Annotated in this window: 15 protein-coding genes; 5 read left to right on the forward strand and 10 right to left on the reverse strand. The window is 56.3% G+C overall.

The features are described 5' to 3' along the window. Positions 1-201: 201 nt before the first annotated feature. From G6N82_RS06135 to G6N82_RS06175, 10 genes are all read right to left on the reverse strand, one after another. Positions 202-1,740 carry an aromatic ring-hydroxylating dioxygenase subunit alpha gene (locus G6N82_RS06135; RefSeq protein WP_165194782.1) on the reverse strand — a complete coding sequence of 513 codons (1,539 nt, stop codon included), beginning with the start codon at positions 1,738-1,740 and terminating at the stop codon, positions 202-204. 41 nt (positions 1,741-1,781) lie between these two features. Then, positions 1,782-3,032: a cytochrome P450 gene (locus G6N82_RS06140; protein WP_165194784.1), complete on the reverse strand. Its 1,251-nt coding sequence runs from the start codon at positions 3,030-3,032 to the stop codon at positions 1,782-1,784. 211 nt (positions 3,033-3,243) lie between these two features. Then, complete coding sequence (locus G6N82_RS06145; RefSeq protein WP_277601963.1) at positions 3,244-3,963, reverse strand: 5'/3'-nucleotidase SurE; 720 nt, start codon at positions 3,961-3,963, stop codon at positions 3,244-3,246. Then, on the reverse strand, positions 3,923-4,300 hold the full coding sequence (locus tag G6N82_RS15175; RefSeq protein WP_346773754.1) for a 5'/3'-nucleotidase SurE: 378 nt from the start codon (positions 4,298-4,300) through the stop codon (positions 3,923-3,925). The genes G6N82_RS06145 and G6N82_RS15175 overlap by 41 nt, the downstream gene beginning before the upstream one ends. After that, a complete protein-coding gene (locus tag G6N82_RS06150; RefSeq protein ID WP_277601964.1) occupies positions 4,300-6,534 on the reverse strand; it encodes a TonB-dependent receptor in 2,235 nt (744 codons plus the stop codon). The genes G6N82_RS15175 and G6N82_RS06150 overlap by 1 nt, the downstream gene beginning before the upstream one ends. Positions 6,535-6,825: 291 nt before the next feature. Continuing rightward, positions 6,826-7,500 (reverse strand): TetR/AcrR family transcriptional regulator, encoded by a 675-nt coding sequence (locus G6N82_RS06155; RefSeq protein WP_165194788.1) that lies wholly within the window; start codon positions 7,498-7,500, stop codon positions 6,826-6,828. A 558-nt stretch (positions 7,501-8,058) separates the two neighbouring features. Further along, positions 8,059-8,502 carry a nuclear transport factor 2 family protein gene (locus G6N82_RS06160; RefSeq protein WP_165194790.1) on the reverse strand — a complete coding sequence of 148 codons (444 nt, stop codon included), beginning with the start codon at positions 8,500-8,502 and terminating at the stop codon, positions 8,059-8,061. A gap of 254 nt (positions 8,503-8,756) precedes the next feature. Further along, positions 8,757-10,592 carry a multicopper oxidase domain-containing protein gene (locus G6N82_RS06165; protein WP_206520315.1) on the reverse strand — a complete coding sequence of 612 codons (1,836 nt, stop codon included), beginning with the start codon at positions 10,590-10,592 and terminating at the stop codon, positions 8,757-8,759. Between the two features lie 304 nt (positions 10,593-10,896). Continuing rightward, positions 10,897-11,436, reverse strand: coding sequence for a hypothetical protein (locus G6N82_RS06170; protein WP_165194794.1), 540 nt, complete (start codon positions 11,434-11,436; stop codon positions 10,897-10,899). Positions 11,437-11,602: 166 nt separating this feature from the next. Further along, entirely contained in the window at positions 11,603-13,744 is a 2,142-nt protein-coding gene (locus G6N82_RS06175; RefSeq protein WP_206520316.1) for a PQQ-dependent dehydrogenase, methanol/ethanol family, read from the reverse strand. A gap of 530 nt (positions 13,745-14,274) precedes the next feature. Here G6N82_RS06175 and G6N82_RS06180 point away from each other — a divergent pair. The 5 genes from G6N82_RS06180 (at position 14,275) to G6N82_RS06205 (ending at position 19,159) form a co-directional block, all read left to right on the forward strand. Then, on the forward strand, positions 14,275-15,528 hold the full coding sequence (locus tag G6N82_RS06180) for an integrase family protein (protein ID WP_165194798.1): 1,254 nt from the start codon (positions 14,275-14,277) through the stop codon (positions 15,526-15,528). Further along, positions 15,525-16,091, forward strand: a complete 567-nt coding sequence (locus tag G6N82_RS06185) for a hypothetical protein (RefSeq protein ID WP_165194801.1) — start codon at positions 15,525-15,527, stop codon at positions 16,089-16,091. The genes G6N82_RS06180 and G6N82_RS06185 overlap by 4 nt, the downstream gene beginning before the upstream one ends. Positions 16,092-16,372: 281 nt before the next feature. Further along, a complete protein-coding gene (locus G6N82_RS06195; protein WP_165194804.1) occupies positions 16,373-16,672 on the forward strand; it encodes a hypothetical protein in 300 nt (99 codons plus the stop codon). Positions 16,673-17,234: 562 nt separating this feature from the next. Then, positions 17,235-17,663: a toprim domain-containing protein gene (locus G6N82_RS14855; RefSeq protein WP_206520318.1), complete on the forward strand. Its 429-nt coding sequence runs from the start codon at positions 17,235-17,237 to the stop codon at positions 17,661-17,663. Continuing rightward, the gene (locus G6N82_RS06205) at positions 17,660-19,159 is read left to right on the forward strand and encodes a phage/plasmid primase, P4 family (protein WP_165194809.1); all 1,500 of its coding nucleotides are present in this window, start codon (positions 17,660-17,662) and stop codon (positions 19,157-19,159) included. Before G6N82_RS14855 ends, G6N82_RS06205 begins: the two co-directional genes overlap by 4 nt. Positions 19,160-19,262: the final 103 nt, after the last annotated feature.

A 19,262-nucleotide genomic window follows, 5' to 3' on the forward strand; every position in this document is an offset into this window, starting at 1 on the left:
ACCAACCGAAAACTGATGGTCAGGAAGCGGCCCAACGCCAGAAATCTCAGTGAACCGCTCGAACGTCCGCTTTCCACCCAAGAGCTGACGCTCAGGCGACTCAGCGCTGCGTCTGATAGCTGACTGGCAGCTTGGTCACTAAATCGGACAAAAGCAGACCGGCTGGCAGCGACCCAATTGCGGATATTCAGACTATGCCGGTCATCGCGCCAATTGCTCTTTGAGCAGCTTGTGGAAGTGCCGGATTTTCGTCTCGCCGTAGTTCGCAAAGATAATCTCTCTCGACTTGATCGATTTCATGCCCTTCTGGACATGGGGTAGATTGACGACATCCTGGTTGAACACCTTGGCCAGCATGCCGAGTTCCGGTGCGTCGCAATAGTCATCATCGAAGTCGAGCCAGTGGATCTTGGCGGGTTCGGGGCGCTTTTCGCCTTTCGCGACAGGCAGCATGAACATGGTTTCGTGAATGCATTCTTCGGGATTGTCGCCATGAGGGCGGAAGCGATAAAAGATCGGATCAAGGCAGCCCCACGGGCTGATGTTGGGAAACAAGTTATAGTAGATGGTATCGACGAATTCGGCATCGCTGATCTCGTCGACTTCATCGCCCAGGGTCTCACGCCATTTCTCGCGCATCTGGTGCGCCATGGCCTTGCGCCGTTCGGGGATCGGACCGGTGGTGGTGGGATCGGGTTCTTCCTCCCATCCGGCCGGCAGGCGGCCGCCAACCCAATCGCACAGCTGGATATCGGCATGATCGAGCTCGCCTTCGATATGGTGTGCGGCATGATCGAAAATGCCGGTGCACCCGTCTCGCGCAGTCACTCTGACGCGGTCTTCGCCAAGCCGCTCGTAGACTGTGCCAGACAGCGCATGGCGCACCTTGGCGAAGATCTTGGCTCCCTCCAGGGGTTCGGCAACCAGCGCCGGATTGACATGCGGGCTTAGCATCCCGTTGGGCGAGATCGCGCGCGACAGGTTGCCGAAAACATCGTACTTCGAATTCGCATCGCCCATGACATCAAGCAGCGTCGGATGTGTGGCGACGACATGGTAAGCTTCCATGAAAGCCTCTTGCGCGACCTTCCAGTTGCAGCGCAGTTTCTTGGCGACGTGCACCGCCTTGTAGCGCCGCTCAAAGGGGATCGGCTGGAAATGCCGGTCGATATCGCCCAGAAATTCCTCAAAGGGTCGGGCATTGTCATCCGGGTTGATGAAGACCCAGCCGCCCCAACGCCCGACCTTGACCGGCGGCAGGCTGTGCGTTTTCTCGCTGACGCTCGGAAAGTCCCAATGGCAGGGCACTTCCTTCAGCGTGCCGTCAATTTTCCAGCCCCAGCCGTGGAAAGGACAGCGAAATTCGTGCAGGTTCTTCGCATCCTCGGTCAGCAAAGCGCGGCCGCGGTGGAGGCAGGCATTGGGGAAGGCCTTGATCTCGTCTTCGCCGGTCCGCACGATGATGAATGATAACTGTGTGATGTCGTAGACATGGCTGTCGCCCACGTTCGGGATATCATCTTCGTGGCAGGCCATTTGCCACACGCGCTTCCACAACCGTTCGACTTCAAGGTCGAAGAAATCGCGCGAGTAGTAGATGCTCGGATCAACTATCGTTGGTCCCGGCTCGATCGGCTGGTCCTCGCGAAAGCGCGGGGGCACGCTGTGCGTGTCCATATCCAGCAATTCATCATAGGTGATCCCCTTGGAGCGGTTCGTGCCAGTGAGTGTCTCGACCATTTTCCTCTTCCCTAAACGATATGTCTGATAGCTGCAGCCTGTCAGGCAGGATCGAACTTCAGCCGCAGCGACTGCATGCCCCGCAAGATATGGCTGGCAGCGAACTGGAACGGATTGTCCGGATCGGCGAAGCGAAGGTTTTGCAAACGTTGCAGCACGATCGGCAGCGCTGTCACCATCTCCAGCCGCGCGAGATGCATGCCAAGGCAAGTGTGGACGCCGGCTCCGAAAGCGATGTGTTCACGCGCGTTTTCGCGCCGCACATCGAATTTGTCGGCCTCAGCGAATTTCGCACAATCGCGGTTGGCTGAACCATAGCGCAGCAGCATCGGTTCGCCGGCTTTGAGGGCAACCCCGCCAAGCACGGTATCCTCCTTTACGATCCGCCACATATTGTGGGACGGCGAGAGGTGGCGTGCGGTTTCCCCGACCCAGTTCGGCACGAGGCTATGGTCTTCCATGATCGCCTGCATCTGCTTCGGATTGGCGAGCAATTGGGCGATGGCATAGGCAAGCGCGTGGGCCGTTGCTTCCTGGCCAGCGGTGAAGATCTGCTGGACGATTGAGAACACTTCTGCGTCAACAAGCAGCCGTTCCCCTTCGCCGTCCGGGATAGTAGCGGTGACCAGCGAAGACACCACGTCATCGCCTGGGTTTGCCCGACGATCTGCCATGATCGCGCGGAAGTATTCCTGCATGTCGATTTCGCTGCGGGCGAGGCTGGCCCGCTCCGATGGTTTGGCATTGCCATTGAGCCGCAGAATGGCCGCGCGTACCCATCCCTGGAACACGGGTATGTCATCTCTTGGAACGCCAAGAACATCAGCGATAACGATACCCGGAAGCATTTCCGCAAATTGTGCCTTGAACTCAACCTCGCCATCTGCCGCGAAGCTATCGATCAGGTCATGGGTGACCTCGGCGATATAGGGTGCCATCCCCATGATCCGCGCGTAAGGCAGGGCTTGCATCGCGACGCGCTTGTAGCGGGTATGCTCAGGCGGATCGGCGGTCAGCAGTGTGCTGCACCGGGGCAGGCCCTCAGCAAGGATAGCTTCTTCCTCATCGCTCAGGCTTCCTTTGCCTCCGGAACCCAGCAAGGCCGCAAAATTGCTTGAGAACAGCTTCGGCTTCTTGTTGACTTCAAGCACGAGGTCATAGGTCGACACTGACACAATACCGGTCTTCGGATCACGGAAAACGGGCGCCTCTTTCCGCAAACGGTCATAGTAGGGATAAGGGTTTTCGAGGTTCTCGGAACTGGTTGCGTCAATCTGACCAAGATCTTCCATGTCCTATGCTCCCCGTCCGGAAATTGCCTCGTCCCCGCGTTTCATGATGCGGCGATCGCTGGCCCGAATTTAGGAGAACGCGCTTGGCAGGCTTTGACTTCGATCAAGTTGGTCATTCACAAAAAAGCTAGGGCAAGGACCAGGGCACGCTATGGCCGCATTCGCGGGTTCTCGCTTTGCTGCAAGCAAGGTTGCGGATGGCTAATGCCCCTTATTCAGCGCACGCCGCTTCGGCTGGCTCGCAAGGCGATGAAGACATGGCCGCCATCGTCGATGCCAGCCAGTCGCGCTGATCGTCACTCCCGTCATAAGCGATCTGCATCACACTGACGGAAATTGCGCGTTCGGAAACAGCCGCCTCATCGCCGTTCTGATCCTCGGCAGGGGCGGTCGATACAATCGACACCGAGACGCCCGGAAGCTTAACGTCTTCCAGGCCATAGGCACGCGCTGATGGTTCTTGCGAGAGGTCTGTAACGAATTTGAGCGAATAGCGATTGAAAGTACCGATCCTGGCTACCGACCATTGCGCATCGCCTGGATCATCCGGGAAATTCACATTCAATGCTGTGCCCATTGGCATGACTGGTCCTTCGCCTTTAGCGCGAACCAGTCGATCAACGAAATCCGCAGCAAGACCTGCCACCTCTCGCGACTTCGGATTGGCCAATGCGACATTGTCCCGCGTGTCTTCGCCGGCACTGAGAGCTATCGCCGGGATCCCGCGCATCGCAGCATATTGCGCGTTGCTGACCGTTCCGGAGCTGACGACAATGTATCCGGTATTGCGCCCTTCGTTCGGGCCGGAGAGCACCAAGTCCGGTGGTCGCCCCCACCGCTCTTGCGCCTTGATATCAAGCCCATAGAGCAGCGCCATCACAGGCGTGCCGTTAACGTAAAAGAAGTCGGGGCCGAGACCATCGCGGGTCATTGGCCCGGCTCCAGGGTCTCCCTGGTTGGCCGGCCTGGTTAAGGCAAGGCTGGCTCAAGGGGCCAAGCGGGCGCAGGAAATAGATGGCCGCTCCCATCCCGCTTTGCCCGGTGCAAGGCACTGAAACGATCACGTCATGCCCGCGCGACTTGAGTTCATGGTAGAGCGCAACAAGATTGCTCGTCAGTCCATCATCATTGGTCAGGACGATGGACTCGGCATTGGCCGGAGCGGCCATCAGCGCAGGGAGAGCGACGCTGATGACCAGCCTCCGGGTGTAACCAGCAATCCGCATTCCAAGTGCCTGCGAAAGAACTGGCCGCACTTTCGCATTCATCAGAAGCGGACCCGGGCTTCCACGCCATAGGTGCGCGGGTCATTGTATGGCGCATAGCTCTGACGTCCGATCCGGGTTAGATTGACGTTGAGCAGTTCATAGGTGCGGTTGAAGAGGTTCTTGCCCCAAAGCGAAAATTCCCATTCGCTCTGGCCGAGTTCGATCTCGGCCAGCGTCAACCGGCCATTGACCAGCAGCTCCTTTTCCGTGCGGATGGTTGGCGTCTGGAACCAGGGAATATTGCCTGCGGTTTCGGCATCCAGGTGGAATTTGAGCTGCCCGAACGACATGGCCGGGAAATTATAATCCAGCGCAAAGGTTGCCGCGTGTTTCGTGGTAAAACTGGAATAGATTTGCTCCGTCGCGCCGGTGAACGGATTGCGAACGGGCGTTGGCGGGGCGTCCGTATAAACATAGTTGGCTGTCAGCGCGAGGCCACGCGCCGGAACGATTGTCAGGTCAGCCTCAAGCCCCTTGATCGTGCGCTTTTCCGGAGCATTGCGGGTCTCTGTGTTGGAGACATTGGCCGGGTTTACGAAATCGACCTGCTGGTCGTTCAATTCGCTCGTGTACGCAGCAAGGTTTATACGGACGCGACGGTCAAACAGGTCGGCCTTGATGCCGGCCTCCCACGCGGTCAGTTCTTCTTCGCCAAACGGCGTGAAATCGATTGAGCGCGAATTTGCGCCACCGGCACGATAGGCCCGGCTCCATTTCAGGTAGACGTTGACGTCTTCCGAAAGGTCATAGCCGACCGTCGCCATGGGATCGATCCGGCTTGAATTGAAGACGAAGGTCAAGTCGGGATCGACCCCGGAAATTACCGTAATCCGACCATCCTTGTGATCGTCCGTGTAACGCGCGCCGGCCGTCAGGTGCAGACCTGCGATTGTCGACGGCGACCAGGTCAATTGCCCGAACAGCGCCTTGGATCGCACGCGCGCCTCCGACGCACGGTCAGGCACCGCGGCGCCACGATCGGCGGTTGGCTCGGGGAAAAGATTGACCCCGGTAAGCGTGGAATTGATCGTTCCTGATGAAAAGACTGTTGCTACATCGCGCCCCTTTTCCCTGAAATAATAGCCTCCGAAGATGTATTTCAGGTCTCCAGCCTGGCCCACGAACTGGAGTTCCTGGCTGAACTGGCTCTGGCTGACGTTCGCGAAGCTAAGCCGGCCGAAGCGGCGATTTGCTCCCCATGAGGTCAACATCCCGCCGTCTTGCTCCCACTGAGTGGAATCGAGTTCGCGCCACGCCGAAATAGAACGGATGGTCAGATTGTCAGTCGCCTCCCACTCGGCCGTTACACTATGTCCCTCGGCGCGTTGGGGATTGACCGGCACGGGCAGGCCGATGCGGGCGGTGCGGACCCGCTTGGTATCGAGAGTCATGAAGGATGGCGTGACTGCGGCAGATTGCGCAGTCGAGTTGAGATAATAATACCCGTTTGTGGGCTTTTCCTTAGAATAATCATATGCATACAGGATACTGAGATTGTCGGTCGGCTCCCACAATCCAGCGATTCTGAAACCGATCTTGTCGACTTCGCCATAGTCGTTCGACGATTCGAGCGGATTGCGCACAAATCCCGCCCGATCCTCGATCAGCCCGTCCACTTTCACGCTTACTCCAGCGACTTGCGGTAAGTTCATATGCACCGCGCCAGTTCGGCTGCTGAAATTGCCAATCCCGCCCTTGATATCAACGCCGAATTCACCGGTCGGCCGTTTCGAGACGACACTTATGGCGCCGCCGACGGCATTTCGACCGAACAGGGTGCCCTGCGGGCCGCGAAGGACCTCGATCCGCTCCACATCGGCCAATTCCATTCCGAGGCCGGAGACACGGCCAAGATAGACACCGTCGATGTAGACCCCAACGGTGGGGTCGCGTGAAACCTGTGTCGCGTCGAAAGGCACCAGGCCACGCATACCGATCGACACGGCCGAGGCTCTGCCGACAAATGGTGCGATCCGCACCGAAGGGATGGCTCCGGTAAACAGGTCATTCAGCGAATTCACGCCCCTTTGTTCAAGTGTCTCTGAACCGAAGGCCACAATCGAGATTGGTGTGTCCTGCAGATTCTCCTCGCGCTTTTGCGCGGTCACCACAATTTCTTGCACGCCAAAAGATTCACCTTCGATCTGGTCCTGGCCCAAGGCAGGCTGGGCAAAGGCAGCGCCGCAGATTGCAAGCGCGCTAGATGAAAAACTTAAGTTCAGGTACTTACGCATAGGAAATCTCCCCTCCCCACTTGCAGCATGTGCCGGGCATCACGCCGTCGGGATTCTTTCTAAGGGAAAAATCAATTGGCTCACCTGACAATTGTAGCATACCTGTCAAAAAGGCATCAATTACCAGCTTAAAACGTTGATTAAAAAGGTTTTAAATATCCAACCTGAACGGACGTTTTAATTATGTTTAAGAAACAATTAGCGCCATCGGCGATGCGCAGCCTGGTTGGCGCACCGCGAAGTCAGACAAAAATGGATTTGGCGTGGGCTTTTTGGCTTTCAGCTGCGCAGTCAATTCTGCCCGGTATCGCGAGGCATGATGCCATATTTCACCGCGCGGGCATTGCTTTGGTTGCGCATCCGCGTTGCCTCTGGATTGCGCGGCGAGATCCCGAGGAAGTCCTCGATCTGCCGTTCCAGGAAGATCGGACCAAACTGGATCGATATGAGCATAAAGGTAAGCCAGACCATGTTCACGCCGGGCTGAATCTGGCCGATCGCCTCCAGTCCGCTTAGCTGCGCCTGCATCAGGCTGAAGTGTTTGCGAAATACCGGAAAGGATTTTTCCGGCAGTTCAACCGCCATCTGCTTCAGGAAAAACAGAAGGTTGTATTCCGGTACGAGATAGCGCTCGTTGCGCTGGTAAAGCAGGTCGAGCAGCTCCTCGACGTTATGCGCCTCGATATCGGTAAGTATTTTTTCATAAACCGCTTCGAGTCGATCGCCGACCTTGCTGGTTGCTTCGTCAATCAGCTCGTCCTTGGACCCGAAATAGTGGCGGATCAGGCTGACGGTGACCCCTGCCTGTGCCGCTATGTCGCGAAGCTCGACCCTGGAAAATCCGTCCTTGGCAAACAGTTCGATTGACGTGTCGAGAATGGCCTTGCGACGATCGACGTTCTCGGCTGCAGGCGGACGACCGGCACGTTTGCGCCTAGTCCTTGCTGGATTGCTTGCTTGTCCCATCGCGGCGTATGAAGCATGGCGACCGGCAAGAATAAAGCCCCATCCCAACTTCAACGTGCAAACCATCGGCCTCGATGGTCAACTTCATGGCCGGTTTGCGGCCATAGTTGTGGTTTCGCGTTAGCATCGATAACATCGCATGGCGTGTGATCGAACGGGCTTAATATCGTCGCCGCTGGAATTGATGCAGGTGACCATTCGGCTCCAGAGCCGCAGGAAATCGGGAAAGGATTGGCAGCTGAGTTTCCGAACCAGTCATGCAAGGTCAGTGCAAGTTTATGGGCGGTTGGGAAAGCGGCTGGCCACTCCCTTGCTTGCTGCGTTGTTGCTCGTTTCATGTGATGCGCCCGCGTAGCCTGTCGCCTGCTTATGGCCCACCGATACCGCATCAAACAGGACGAATTGAACAAGCTGTCATCTGACCTTGCTGTAATCGAGAGGCTTTGCACGCCCAGGAAGTCTAGCGAAAGTGCACGCGGGAATTTGGGATGACCGCTTTTCATCCGAAATCCAGCCTGTCCGCTAACTACCCAGAACTTGGTCGTGTGGTACTAAACGTCAACTCGCCCCCATCGCTCGGGCGGTGCCTAAAGTATCGATGTATTGCTGAAAGCGAACAACTTTGTCGTTCTCGATCGTCCAAACATGGGCGGCTTGCACGTCAAGCTTTTTGCCTGTTTCCTTGTGCGTTCCGCTATAGCGACCCATTGCCACGACCCGATCCCCACCATCGACAAAGTCGTTCATCTGGACCGCAAACCCATCCCAGTCTTCAGCCGTTCGACCAAAAACGCCTTCTATGATCTGCTGGGCCCCGCGATAGGGATTGCGATCCGCGTATGGGTAGTTTTCTGCCTCGTTCCACACAATGTCGGGTGCCAACGCGTTTGTGAATGCTGCCATATCTCCTGCCGCAAACGCCGCATAGATTCCCTCAATTAGTGCCTTCGAAGAGCCCGACATAATCATCTCCCAGTCAAAGACCAAAGGGTTGCCCAGCATGACCCGCTTTAGCCTCCACGATCGACTACTTGGCGCGGATAGGAATGGGAAGGGATCGCGTGAAAGATCAGGACGACAATGTCCGCCTTCCACCCATCAGCGGACCAAATGCCGGTTCAACCTCAACGCTAGGAGCGGACAGGCTACTTTCCTGGGATGCCAGCCGAAAGCGGCTGTTCTGCTTACGACCCAATAGCGGACCTATTCGCAATCTCCCCCATTCCCATGGAAGCTGGGGGTGAAACAGAACGCACTTAATCAAGGATAAGAAATTCCTTGTTCGCTGTGTGCTGATTTCCCGGCATCTTTAAACGAACATTCTGCATCATGCCCATGTCGCCATGACTGGCGAGATGGCAATGCATCACGAAATCACCGATGTATCGCCGGTAACGAGTGCGCATCGTCACTACCCGTCCACGCTTGACGATGAGAGTGTCGCGCCAGCCACCGATCATCCCACCATAATCTGGGTCATATGCCTCGCTACCTTCGATGGTAACATCCCGGCCCTCGCGGTCGCGGATGGCAACCACCTGAAACGGGTTAACATGAATATGGAACGGATGGTCCCCGAGGGTGGATGTCAGTTCCCATTCCTCTGCGTCCCCCACCGTCAATAGACGATCGATGCGACCATGCTCATGTGGCTTACCATCGATGCTGTAGGTTTCCGACCCATCGTCGTGAACCTCGATAGTCATCGCAGCTTTCTGATAGCCGGTGATCTCCTCATCTGACACAGGCTCGTGCCAGGAGAAGGAACCGATCTTCAGTCCATCCGAAAGATCCGCCACGATCCTTTCGCGCACCTCTCTATCTGCAATCCGTTGCTCTGCAGCAGCCATCAAGGTCTCGGCTAGATGGTCGGCCACGTTCGCAACCGCTGCAGTTCGGCCGCTCACCTCCAAAATGCCTAGCATGCGATACTCATCCGGCTGCATCCGCCACCGCTGATCATCCACCATGCAATAGGAACCGGGCTGCTCAAAATAGACCAGTGAATCCAAGCGTGAACCGGGAAACATGCTTACCTGGGCCGTGCGCCTAAAAGACGTACGGGTCAGGCCGTCATCAGCAAAATGAAACTGCTCGATTGGCTCGCCCGTGCAATACTGGGCGATCCATGCGCGGTGGTCCTCGGCTGGCACATCACGCAACGGTGGTGCGTCATCGGCGAGGCGGCGGATGCTCATCTTAACGGCACGCCGGAGTCCTGCATGGATCATGCGTACTCGCTGAAATCGACCGGTTTCGAGCCCGCTCAAAGTCGGATGAACTTGTCCGTTGATACCTGTGAAGCGCTTAGACCTGTTCTCCATAGACACGCCGAACTGGTTCCACCGGTCAACTGTGCCCACATCGCTCGCTTCGCAGGCCCACGCAGGATGCTCCCATGGCCTTGCCTCCGGGTCAGGCGATCTGGGTGCCTTTAGCTTTCCTTCCTTGTCATGACACCCGTACTGAATTTGCGAGAACACCATGATCTTCTCGCCGAAGGGTTGACCATTGCGCTGCCAGAACAGGATATCGATATCGCCAGGCGAGGTCATTGTAGGAACGCGGTCGCCGTCGATGATCAGCGCGCCCGCCATGCCAGACCCAAGCTGGATACTCGTCGCGCCATGCATATGGGGATGATACCAGAAGGTCCCGGAAGGATGATCTGGTGGGATCACAAATTCATATTCAAACTGCTCACCCGGGCTGATTGAGATCATCACATTGTCGCTGTTGCCGCTAGGCGAGACCCACAGCCCATGCGTGTGAATATTGGTGGAGTTGTAGCATTCGTGCTGCGCGATTGCTTCCGGAGAGCATGTCGCGAGTTTGTTCTGCACTCTGAGGCTCAGGATTTCCCCGGGCGAAACCCGCATGGTCGGAGCGACCAGTCCTTGCCCACCTTCTCCCTGAAACGCACGCAGCTCAACTGCATCCATTTCCAGGGTCCAGGGATTGTAGACCTCGCCGTTGATCCGCTCGACAGAAAGCTCGTAACGAGGCGAGGCGGACTGTGCGCTAACGTCCCCCGGCAGCAACAAGGACGCCGCCGTGCCAAATGCGACAAGAGTCGCAAAAGCAAATCTCACTATGATAGCCCCCCAGCAATTTCATGCTTGTCTTTGAAATTCCGAGCGACCCGAAGGGAAGCGTAACAACTGGGGCTAGGTTTGTCTTGAAATAAAAATCGCTACAGGAACGTCGGCTTCCCACCCATGAGCTGACGGTATTTGGCTTCAGGCGGCATCCTGAAAGCCGACAGTCTGATTGGTTGCGCCGCCAGCCGATAGCAGCTGGTCCGCTAACGACTCAAATGTCGACCTAAGAATACAAGCCAGCCGGCCATCGTGAAGGCAGCAATTATCTGCTCAACAAAGTAAATCGCTTAAAGGTTCATTGAGTCCCAACCGCTGGATCTGGCTTGTCTGGAGTTTTGGAATTGCGATCTGCGAGTTGCCCGCCCTCACGATAGCCCATCGCTTCAATAGAATTGAAGAAGTCCTGGAATTCTTTGCTGAACATGTCGCTCCGGTCATTCCATATCTGCCGAACTGCCAAGGTGGATTTCCAGCTTTCCAAGACCCTAATTTGGGATTGCCAGATACTCTCATCAATCTGGCCCATTCGATACTGGTAGTGCATTGCCTCCGTTAGACGGAGCATGCGTTGAACATAGACGCCAACCATAAACGTCTCTGCCCTTTCCATCTCGTAATTGGGCGTTTCCAATGATTTAACCCAGTACTCGACAAGATCTTTGTTCATTGCGAGTGGCGTAAGTCCCTCGGCGAACGAACTCATCATCGAGCGAACGGCATCCAGCTTGGCCTGGCGGACCTGCGCTCTGATCTGAAAGCCCACAAAAACTAACGATCCGACCAGCGCCACGGCTGCGATCACTTGGCTGATAAAGTAGATTGCTTCGAGCGTCATCTCTCAAATCCTTGAGAAAGGACTAGTGCGAGCCAAGAGCGAAGCAAGGGCAATCTCTTTGACATCAAAGCTCCCTCGTCCGCTCCCGACCCAATTGCTGACGTTAGCTGGCCGAAAGCGCATGCTTGAAATCGCCAAAGTCACACAACGTAACTCTCAAGACTGCTTACTTGCGGGCTGTTGCCGCTGCGGCGTCCGCTTCCCATCTCACATAGTGACGTATCGACTCCAATTCTTCATCGGTAAGTTCAGGAAATGCAGGCATGCCAGATTGCGTGCGCATCCCTTGCCGAACAACCATGTCGAATTCTGCGGAATCAAGCATTACAGGTGATGCACGGAGGTCTGGCGCTGCCCCCCCAGAGATCGCTCCCGCACCGTGGCAGCCCCAACACATACCTTCGATCTTTCCGCGGTTGAATAGATTGTTTCCGGCCTTAGCGAGCCTCGCGTCGGGCACGAAATCCGATACCAATGGCTTCGGCACCAATGGCGGAGGCTGATCTGGCATTTTTGCTTTACCATCGAGCGCAAATGCTATGAGCCTCCTCGTATGAGTCCTATATGACCAGCCCAGATTGGCCGCATCTGGTCCTCCCAAACCGCTGAAGCCACCGCCAAAACCGACCAGCAATGCAATATATTGGCGATTACCAATCTTGTAGGTGATTGGCGGTGCCGAGATCCCGAGGCCGGCGTCGAATGTCCAAAGCTTTTCGCCTGTGCGTGCATTGTATGCCATGAACCGGCCATCAGCGAGACCTTGAAACACCAGGTCGCCGGCAGTCGTAAGTGTACCCGCTCCCCAGAATGTATCGTGAGGGACCTCCCACACCTTTTCTTGTTTCACAGGGTCCCAAGCCAGCAATGAGCCTGGATAGTCACGTGGCTGATCTTCGGGGAAAGAAAGAAAAGTACCTGTCCCTCCACGAAACGGTTTCGCCTGGAATTTGGCTCGATCAAATCCTGCATCGCTAAAGCCAACACCCATGTGCTGGGTTGGAATGTATACTAGGCCAGTTTCCGGGTTGAAGGACATCGCTTGCCAGTTGTGCGCGCCCCAAGGACCTGGTGCGATACTAGCCAGATTCTTTTCATAGCGAGCACCCTCGACTTCTACGGGCCGCCCTGTTTCAAGATCGACATGAGATGCCCAAGTCACATCAGCGAAAGGCTTTGCTGACAGTAGTTTCCCATTCTCGCGGTCGATTACGTAGAAGAAGCCGTTCTTTGGCGCATGCATGATAGCCTTCACATCCCTTTGACCAATCTTCAGATCGGCGAGGACGATGTCCATGTTTGAATTGTAGTCCCAGGTTTCTCCCGGCGTGGTCTGGTAATGCCATTTGTACTCGCCAGTATCCGCGTCGAGAGCGACAATTGAGCAGAGAAAAAGGTTATCACCGCCGCCTGGGCTCCTGATGTTTCTATTCCAAGGCGATCCGTTGCCTGTGCCGATATAAATCGTGTTGAATTCGGGATCATAGGTGAAACCATGCCAAGCGTTCCCGCCACCGCCATGGCGCCACCACTCGCCGGTCCAGGTCTCTGCCGCCATTTCCATAGCGGCATTCTCGAAGCCATCCTCGGGGTTTCCTGGAACGATCCAAAACTTCCAGGCCTCCTCGCCGGTGTCCGCATCGTAGGCGGTGACAAAGCCGCGAGTTGGCCCTGCCTCCGTTCCTCCATTGCCGATCAGAACTTTGCCAGCGAACGCTTTGGGTGCACCAGTAATATAAAGAGCAGCGTCCTCAGGGAATGTCCTAACAGACCAGACTTCCTTTCCGCTTTTTGCATCAAGCGCGATCAAACGCCCGTCAAAAGTCGCCGTGAACAGCTTGTCGCCATAAAATGATAACCCTCTGCTGTGGCTCATCCCAGCCTGGCTCTTTTTCGCGAGGGCATCTCCGACTTTAGGATCAAATGCCCAGAGCAGCTCCCCAGAAACAGCATCGACTGCGCGAACTACATTTAGGTTGCCGGTGAAATATAGAACGCCATCAACGACAAGAGGCGTGGAGACCAGACCCACATCGTTTGGCAGATCCACATACCAATCGACGCCCAGCTCGTTTACGTTCCCGGCATTGATATCCTTGAGGGGACTGAAACGCCTTTCGTAGTGCGTTCCGCCGTACGCAGCCCACTGATCGACTAAGGCTTCGTCTGCCAAAATGGCATCATCGCTAGCAAGGCCATTCCCCTCTCCGCTCTGAAACTGCGAACAAGAAGATAGCAAGGCCGCAGCACAGGCGAGACTGAAAAGAGCTTTGGCTCCGCGAAGCTTCTTTGAGGCAACGGTCATCATCCTCTCCCGATGCGACCGAATAGGCGAAGATTATCCAACAATTTCCGCCAGAGCAAAGGGTATTTGTGAGTGTCTCGAAGACGACAGCTTTGATTGTGACTTGGCTAAAAGCGTTGATCTTGTTTCTATGCCTGGCTGCAGAACTTCCGCTTTCCACCCATCAGCAGTCATGATGGGGTCGTGCGTTCACGGACAAAAGCCGCCCTTCCTTGCCAAACGCGACCCAAGCAGGACCCAAACTGCGGCCCAGCCGAACGGCCGTTCGCCAGCAAACTTCGCGTTATCCTAGTTTATGTATCTCTAAGAAGGTGGTGCCGCTTACGTGACTCGAACACGTGACCCCATCATTACGAATATTTTTTCAGCATTTGATAAATAACAAAAAACACATTTTGCTCAGTATTTAACGCGCATCTCGTTGCCTCTGGTTGTCTGTCATTGTATGCAATGTGCAGTCAAATTGCAGTCAAAATTGGGGAGCAGATGCTCTTCAATCATGTGGCCCAGATTTGGCAGCAGGAGCGAACCACATGACTGAAACCAAGCGCAAGATAAACAAGTCGCTGGTCGATGAACTTACCCAGAGGGGTGGCGATGGCAAGGCCATCATCTGGGATACAGAGATAACTGGCTTCGGTGTAAGGCTGGGGAAGAAGGTGCCTGTCTTCATCCTTGGCTATAGAGCGCCCGGCAAAGCCTACAGTCGAGTATCGATAGGGCGCGCCGATCAGATTTCAGCCGACGCAGCGCGCAAAAAAGCCAAGGTGATGATTGGCGAGGCCGCCAGCGGAGTGGACCCCCAAGCCGAAAAGAAAGCGCGGATTGGGGCTGCGAAGGCTGCTGCGGCATTAGAGCGCAAGCAAGACCACGCCCGCCTATCTACGGTGGTCGGGGACTATTTGGCTTGGCTCAAAAAGAAGGGTCGGTCATCTCACCATATTGGCGCAGCAAGGCGCTACACTGAGGGACGGATGGTTCCATTCTGGGGCGACCGCCCAATCTCAAGCATCACGAAGGACGACGCGAGAGAACTTCTCGCCTCTATTCCCGACAAGAACTCATCTGTGAAGCATTCGGTTTACACGCATGGCCGAGCACTCTGGTCATGGGCAATCAAAGAGGATCATGTCGAACAGAACCTCTGGGCGGCCATGCACGCCCCGCCTAAGCCGAAGGCTCGCAATAATTGGTTGAAGACCAAAGCCGAGATTAAGTCTTTTTGGTCGGCTACAGGCGAGATTGAGGAACCATGGCGCTCAATGTGCCGCATCCTGCTGCTGACAGGCGCAAGGCGCAATGAGATAGCAGCCATGCAATGGAGCGAACTGGACCGAGACAAGAAACTGCTCACGATCAACGCAAACGAACGGGGCACGAAGACGCGGCACGACTATTTCATACCGCTGGTGGATGAGGTCGTCGCCATGCTGGATGACGTTGCGCCCGACGATCCCGACAATAGCGAAACATGGCCGAGCGAAGGCTATGTCTTCACTACTACTGGCAAGAGCGCCGTAAGCGGCTTTTCTAAGGCCGTGGCGCGTCTTCGCGGCTTGCTGAAGAAGCACGGCTATTCGAGGCACTTCAGATTACACGACCTCAGGCGAACCCATGCAACTGGGCTGGAGCAGCTTCGCATTAGGCCAGACATTGGCCTGCTCGCCCAGAACAAGATATCAACCTTCAAAAATTTGGCTCCAAGCTATCTCTGGTACGCCTACGAGAAGGAAATTCGCGAGGCGCAAGAACAATGGCGCGACCACGTGCTGGAGTGCGTCAAATGATCCAGCAGGAAGAAATTGAGGGACTGCGCAGCATCTATGAAGCCAAGGGCCGTAAAGGGCTGGTTGAGTGGGTGGCAGAAAGGCGCAAGCAGCTATGGATGGTCGATGCTACACCGGATGTGCTCAAGCGGCACATCGACCTAGTGAATCGGGGCGGGTGGCCGAAAGAACTAGACCCACTTGATTGGCGTGACCCTCAGACCTTTGAGGCTTTACGCTCCTATCTGTCTGACAAGCTGCTCATGGTCGAGGCGAGCGATCTATCTCCCGAATTGCAACGCCTGGCAGGAGAGTTACTAGCCGGAAACCTGAAGCCACGGAAAAAGGCCAAGGGGTCGAAGGTATCCACGCTCGAAAACATCCAAGTGGCCTTAGACTGCATCATCGCACTAGAGAGTATTGGCATCACGGCGCACGTGTCGAAGCAGCGCCGGATCGGGCACGATAACACCGGCTGCGCAATCGTCGCCGAGGGCCTAGGGCTGCCTTACGGCGAGGAAAGCGTCATCAATTGGTGGAAGGCGCACCGGAAAGCTGAGAAGGCAAAGAATGGGGTAAAATAGCGCGGCGTTATTCTACCCCGTCCAGCAAAATACATCATCAGACAAAGTGGGAACTTCGAAGCAATCGGAGTACCCACAGTGACTACATACACACCCAAGCAGGCGGCGGAGCGGCTTCAAATGTCGGCTCACACGCTGGCAAAGTGGCGCGTGCAAGGCTGCGGCCCAAAGTTCGTTAAGGCAGGCCGCTGCGTCTTCTATCTCGAAGACGATCTGGACAGCTTTCTCTCAGAACGGCGCCACACCTCGACCGCAGAGTATCTCGGAAGGGGGCTGGCCTAATGACCCGCGAGCCAACCTACAGCTTCGTGCCAGCCGATCAGGTAAAGCGCAAAGCCAAGCACAGGCCTCATCCGGCAGAACTGCTCAACATCAGCCGCAACCACCGCGTCGAGGTGATGCTGCAAGATGAGTTCGGCCGCAGCGAGCCTGTCTACATCAAGGCTGGCCAGATCGTGGACTTCAGGTTGATGGGAGTTCTCGACACCCAACCGGAGCGCACAAGCACGGGTCTGCAATGGGGCGACGTCCTCAATGTGCCGCTGGAAGCCATCCTGACTGTCACCGAGTATCGCGAATAAAAGGCGCCGGAGTCCGGAGACCCCAGCGCGAGTAGGAAGCCCGCGCAATATACGGCCTTCGCAGACACCGCGCCACAAGATGGGGCGAAAAATGAAGCACGAAGTTATTCCGCAAGACGCTCGACGCCTGACATTGGCGCTAGGCGGGCGATGGTATGGCCGATACGGCACGGCACCGTGTCCTGTATGCCAGCCGGAAAGGCGGCGCGACCAGAACGCCTTGACCCTTGAGAATGGCAGGGTTGCTCTGCTGGCACACTGCAAGAAGTCAGAGCACGACTTCCGCGATATCCTCGCCGCTGCTGGTATCCGCGCGGGCGAGTACCGCAGGCCAGACCTAAGCGAGATTTACAGGCGCAAGGCAGAGAACGCCGCAGCGGCGATACGCCGCGCTGGTGCTGCCAAGCGAATTTGGGCAACATCCCAGCCAATCGCAGGAACGCCTGCCGAGGCCTATCTCCGTTCACGCGCAATAACCTGCGACCTGCCCGACACGCTCCGATTTCACTCGCGCTGCTTTCACGGGCCATCGAGTAGCGAATTGCCTGCAATGGTCGCACTAGTGTCTGGCGGCGACAGCTTTGCAATCCACCGCACGTTCCTGCGCGCTGATGGCAGCGGGAAGGCGGGTCTGCCCGAAGGTGACAAGATGATGCTGGGCAGCGTGTCCGGCGGAGCGGTCATGTTATCCGATGGTCCGGCCGACCGGCTGGTGATTGCCGAGGGCATTGAAAGCGGACTTTCGCTGCTGTGTGGGCTGCTCACCGAGCCAATGATTGTTGGCGCTGCGCTATCGGCTAACGGGATGCGCAAGCTGCACCTGCCGAAGGGGTCGGGACACATCAAAATTGCCACTGATGGCGATCCGGCTGGACGGGAAGCAGCGAAGGCATTGGCAACGCGGGCGCACGGGCTGGGCTGGAAGGTGTCCATTCTGGATGCTGGCGACGGGCGCGACTTCAACGACATTCTGAAGGGGGTCGCAGCATGAACGCGCCAATCTTTCACGAAACCGAGTTCAAGGTGCGCGACTTTGTCGAACTCAAGATGGCGGCAAAAGCATTGCAGCCGGATGATGCAGACGAAATCGAGGATATTGTCAGTGAGTGCGCGCATTTGAGCGCCATCCAGCGCCGACAGGTATTCGACGCGATCAAGGAAGCCACCGGCATTCCGTTAAGCGTTCTCAATGAGCAATGCCGACAGGAGCAAGCGCCAGAACCTGACCACCTCGACCTTGCTCGCCAAGTCATCGAACTCAAAGGCGCGGAAAATATGATCGCAGCCGAGTCACATATCTGGGGCTGGCAGGACTGCGGTGTCTGGGCTGCTCTGCATGACAGGGCCGTAAAGCAGGACGTGCAGGCGGCGCTGGCAGAAATGCCCAGCCTTGAAGTCATGAGCGGGACCGTCAACGCCGTCACGGACGTTCTGAAGACCGAAGTCTTCAGGCAGGGCCAAGAATTTAACTGCGGCAATCCAGAGGCCGTGAATTGCCTTAACGGGCAAGTCGAACTTGAGGGCGGGCGGTGGCAACTTAAACCACACTGTCGCGAGGATTATCGCACCACACAAATCCCCGTGGCCTATGACCCAGCAGCAACCGCGCCTAAGTTTGAGGCGTTCCTCGACCAGATATTCGTGGATGATTCCGACAAGGCAGAGAAGCGCCAGGCATTGCTGGAACTCATGGGTTACACACTCATGAGCCACGCACGGCACGAAAAGTTTGTCATGCTCATTGGCGCAGGCGCAAACGGCAAAAGCGTGCTGCTGAGCGTCCTGTATGCGCTGTGCGGGTCGGAGAATGTCGCAGGCGTGCAGCCATCCAGCTTCGACAACCGCTTCCAGCGCGCTCACCTGCACATGAAGCTGGCGAATATCGTCACGGAACTGCGCCAAGGCGAGGTGATTGCGGATGCGGAACTTAAGGCAATCACCAGCGGCGAACCTGCAACGGTCGAACACAAGCATAAGGATCCGTTTGTCATGCGGCCGTTCTCGACCTGTTGGTTTGGCACGAACCATATGCCCAGCACGCGGGACTTTTCGGACGCGCTATTCCGGCGCGCAGTCATCATCACATTCAATCGTGTGTTCGCGCCGCATGAGCAAAACCCGCGACTGAAGGATGAACTGCTGTCGGAGTTATCCGGCATCCTTAATCTGGCGCTCAACGCCTACTGCGAGGCAATCCATTTCGGCTTTACGCAACCGTCATCTAGCGAGGACGCGAAGAATGAATGGCGGCTGGAAGCTGACCAAGTGGCAATGTTTGTCGAGGAGGTGTGCCAGCGCGCAAGCCACGCTCAGACCCCAATGAGCGAGGTTTATACCGCTTACACCACATGGGCCGCAGCGAGTGGCATCCACAGAACCGTGACGGTCAGGACGTTGCGCCAGCGCCTGACGAAACTGGGCTTTGGGACGGATAAGGACAGGCGCGCCCGCTACGTCACTGGGCTTGGGTTGCTACCGCCACCGTGACACATGTGACGCTTGTGACACTTTATCCTACTGCTCTTAGACAAGCTGAAAAAAGGTATGGTGGGAGAGTAGTGTTTTTTCTCAGGTCTATTTGCAGTGAGAA

This window comes from Altererythrobacter sp. BO-6, assembly GCF_011047315.1.
GTDB lineage: Bacteria > Pseudomonadota > Alphaproteobacteria > Sphingomonadales > Sphingomonadaceae > Erythrobacter.

Excerpts from the sequence above, each read along its gene's own strand:
- G6N82_RS06135 (WP_165194782.1), bottom strand. The coding sequence starts at position 1,740 with ATGGTCGAGACACTCACTGGCACGAACCGCTCCAAGGGGATCACCTAT.
- G6N82_RS06140 (WP_165194784.1), bottom strand. The coding sequence starts at position 3,032 with ATGGAAGATCTTGGTCAGATTGACGCAACCAGTTCCGAGAACCTCGAA.
- G6N82_RS06145 (WP_277601963.1), bottom strand. The coding sequence starts at position 3,963 with ATGACCCGCGATGGTCTCGGCCCCGACTTCTTTTACGTTAACGGCACG.
- G6N82_RS15175 (WP_346773754.1), bottom strand. The coding sequence starts at position 4,300 with ATGAATGCGAAAGTGCGGCCAGTTCTTTCGCAGGCACTTGGAATGCGG.
- G6N82_RS06150 (WP_277601964.1), bottom strand. The coding sequence starts at position 6,534 with ATGCGTAAGTACCTGAACTTAAGTTTTTCATCTAGCGCGCTTGCAATC.
- G6N82_RS06155 (WP_165194788.1), bottom strand. The coding sequence starts at position 7,500 with ATGGGACAAGCAAGCAATCCAGCAAGGACTAGGCGCAAACGTGCCGGT.
- G6N82_RS06160 (WP_165194790.1), bottom strand. The coding sequence starts at position 8,502 with ATGCTGGGCAACCCTTTGGTCTTTGACTGGGAGATGATTATGTCGGGC.
- G6N82_RS06170 (WP_165194794.1), bottom strand. The coding sequence starts at position 11,436 with ATGACGCTCGAAGCAATCTACTTTATCAGCCAAGTGATCGCAGCCGTG.
- G6N82_RS06175 (WP_206520316.1), bottom strand. The coding sequence starts at position 13,744 with ATGATGACCGTTGCCTCAAAGAAGCTTCGCGGAGCCAAAGCTCTTTTC.
- G6N82_RS06180 (WP_165194798.1), top strand. The coding sequence starts at position 14,275 with ATGACTGAAACCAAGCGCAAGATAAACAAGTCGCTGGTCGATGAACTT.
- G6N82_RS06185 (WP_165194801.1), top strand. The coding sequence starts at position 15,525 with ATGATCCAGCAGGAAGAAATTGAGGGACTGCGCAGCATCTATGAAGCC.
- G6N82_RS06195 (WP_165194804.1), top strand. The coding sequence starts at position 16,373 with ATGACCCGCGAGCCAACCTACAGCTTCGTGCCAGCCGATCAGGTAAAG.
- G6N82_RS06205 (WP_165194809.1), top strand. The coding sequence starts at position 17,660 with ATGAACGCGCCAATCTTTCACGAAACCGAGTTCAAGGTGCGCGACTTT.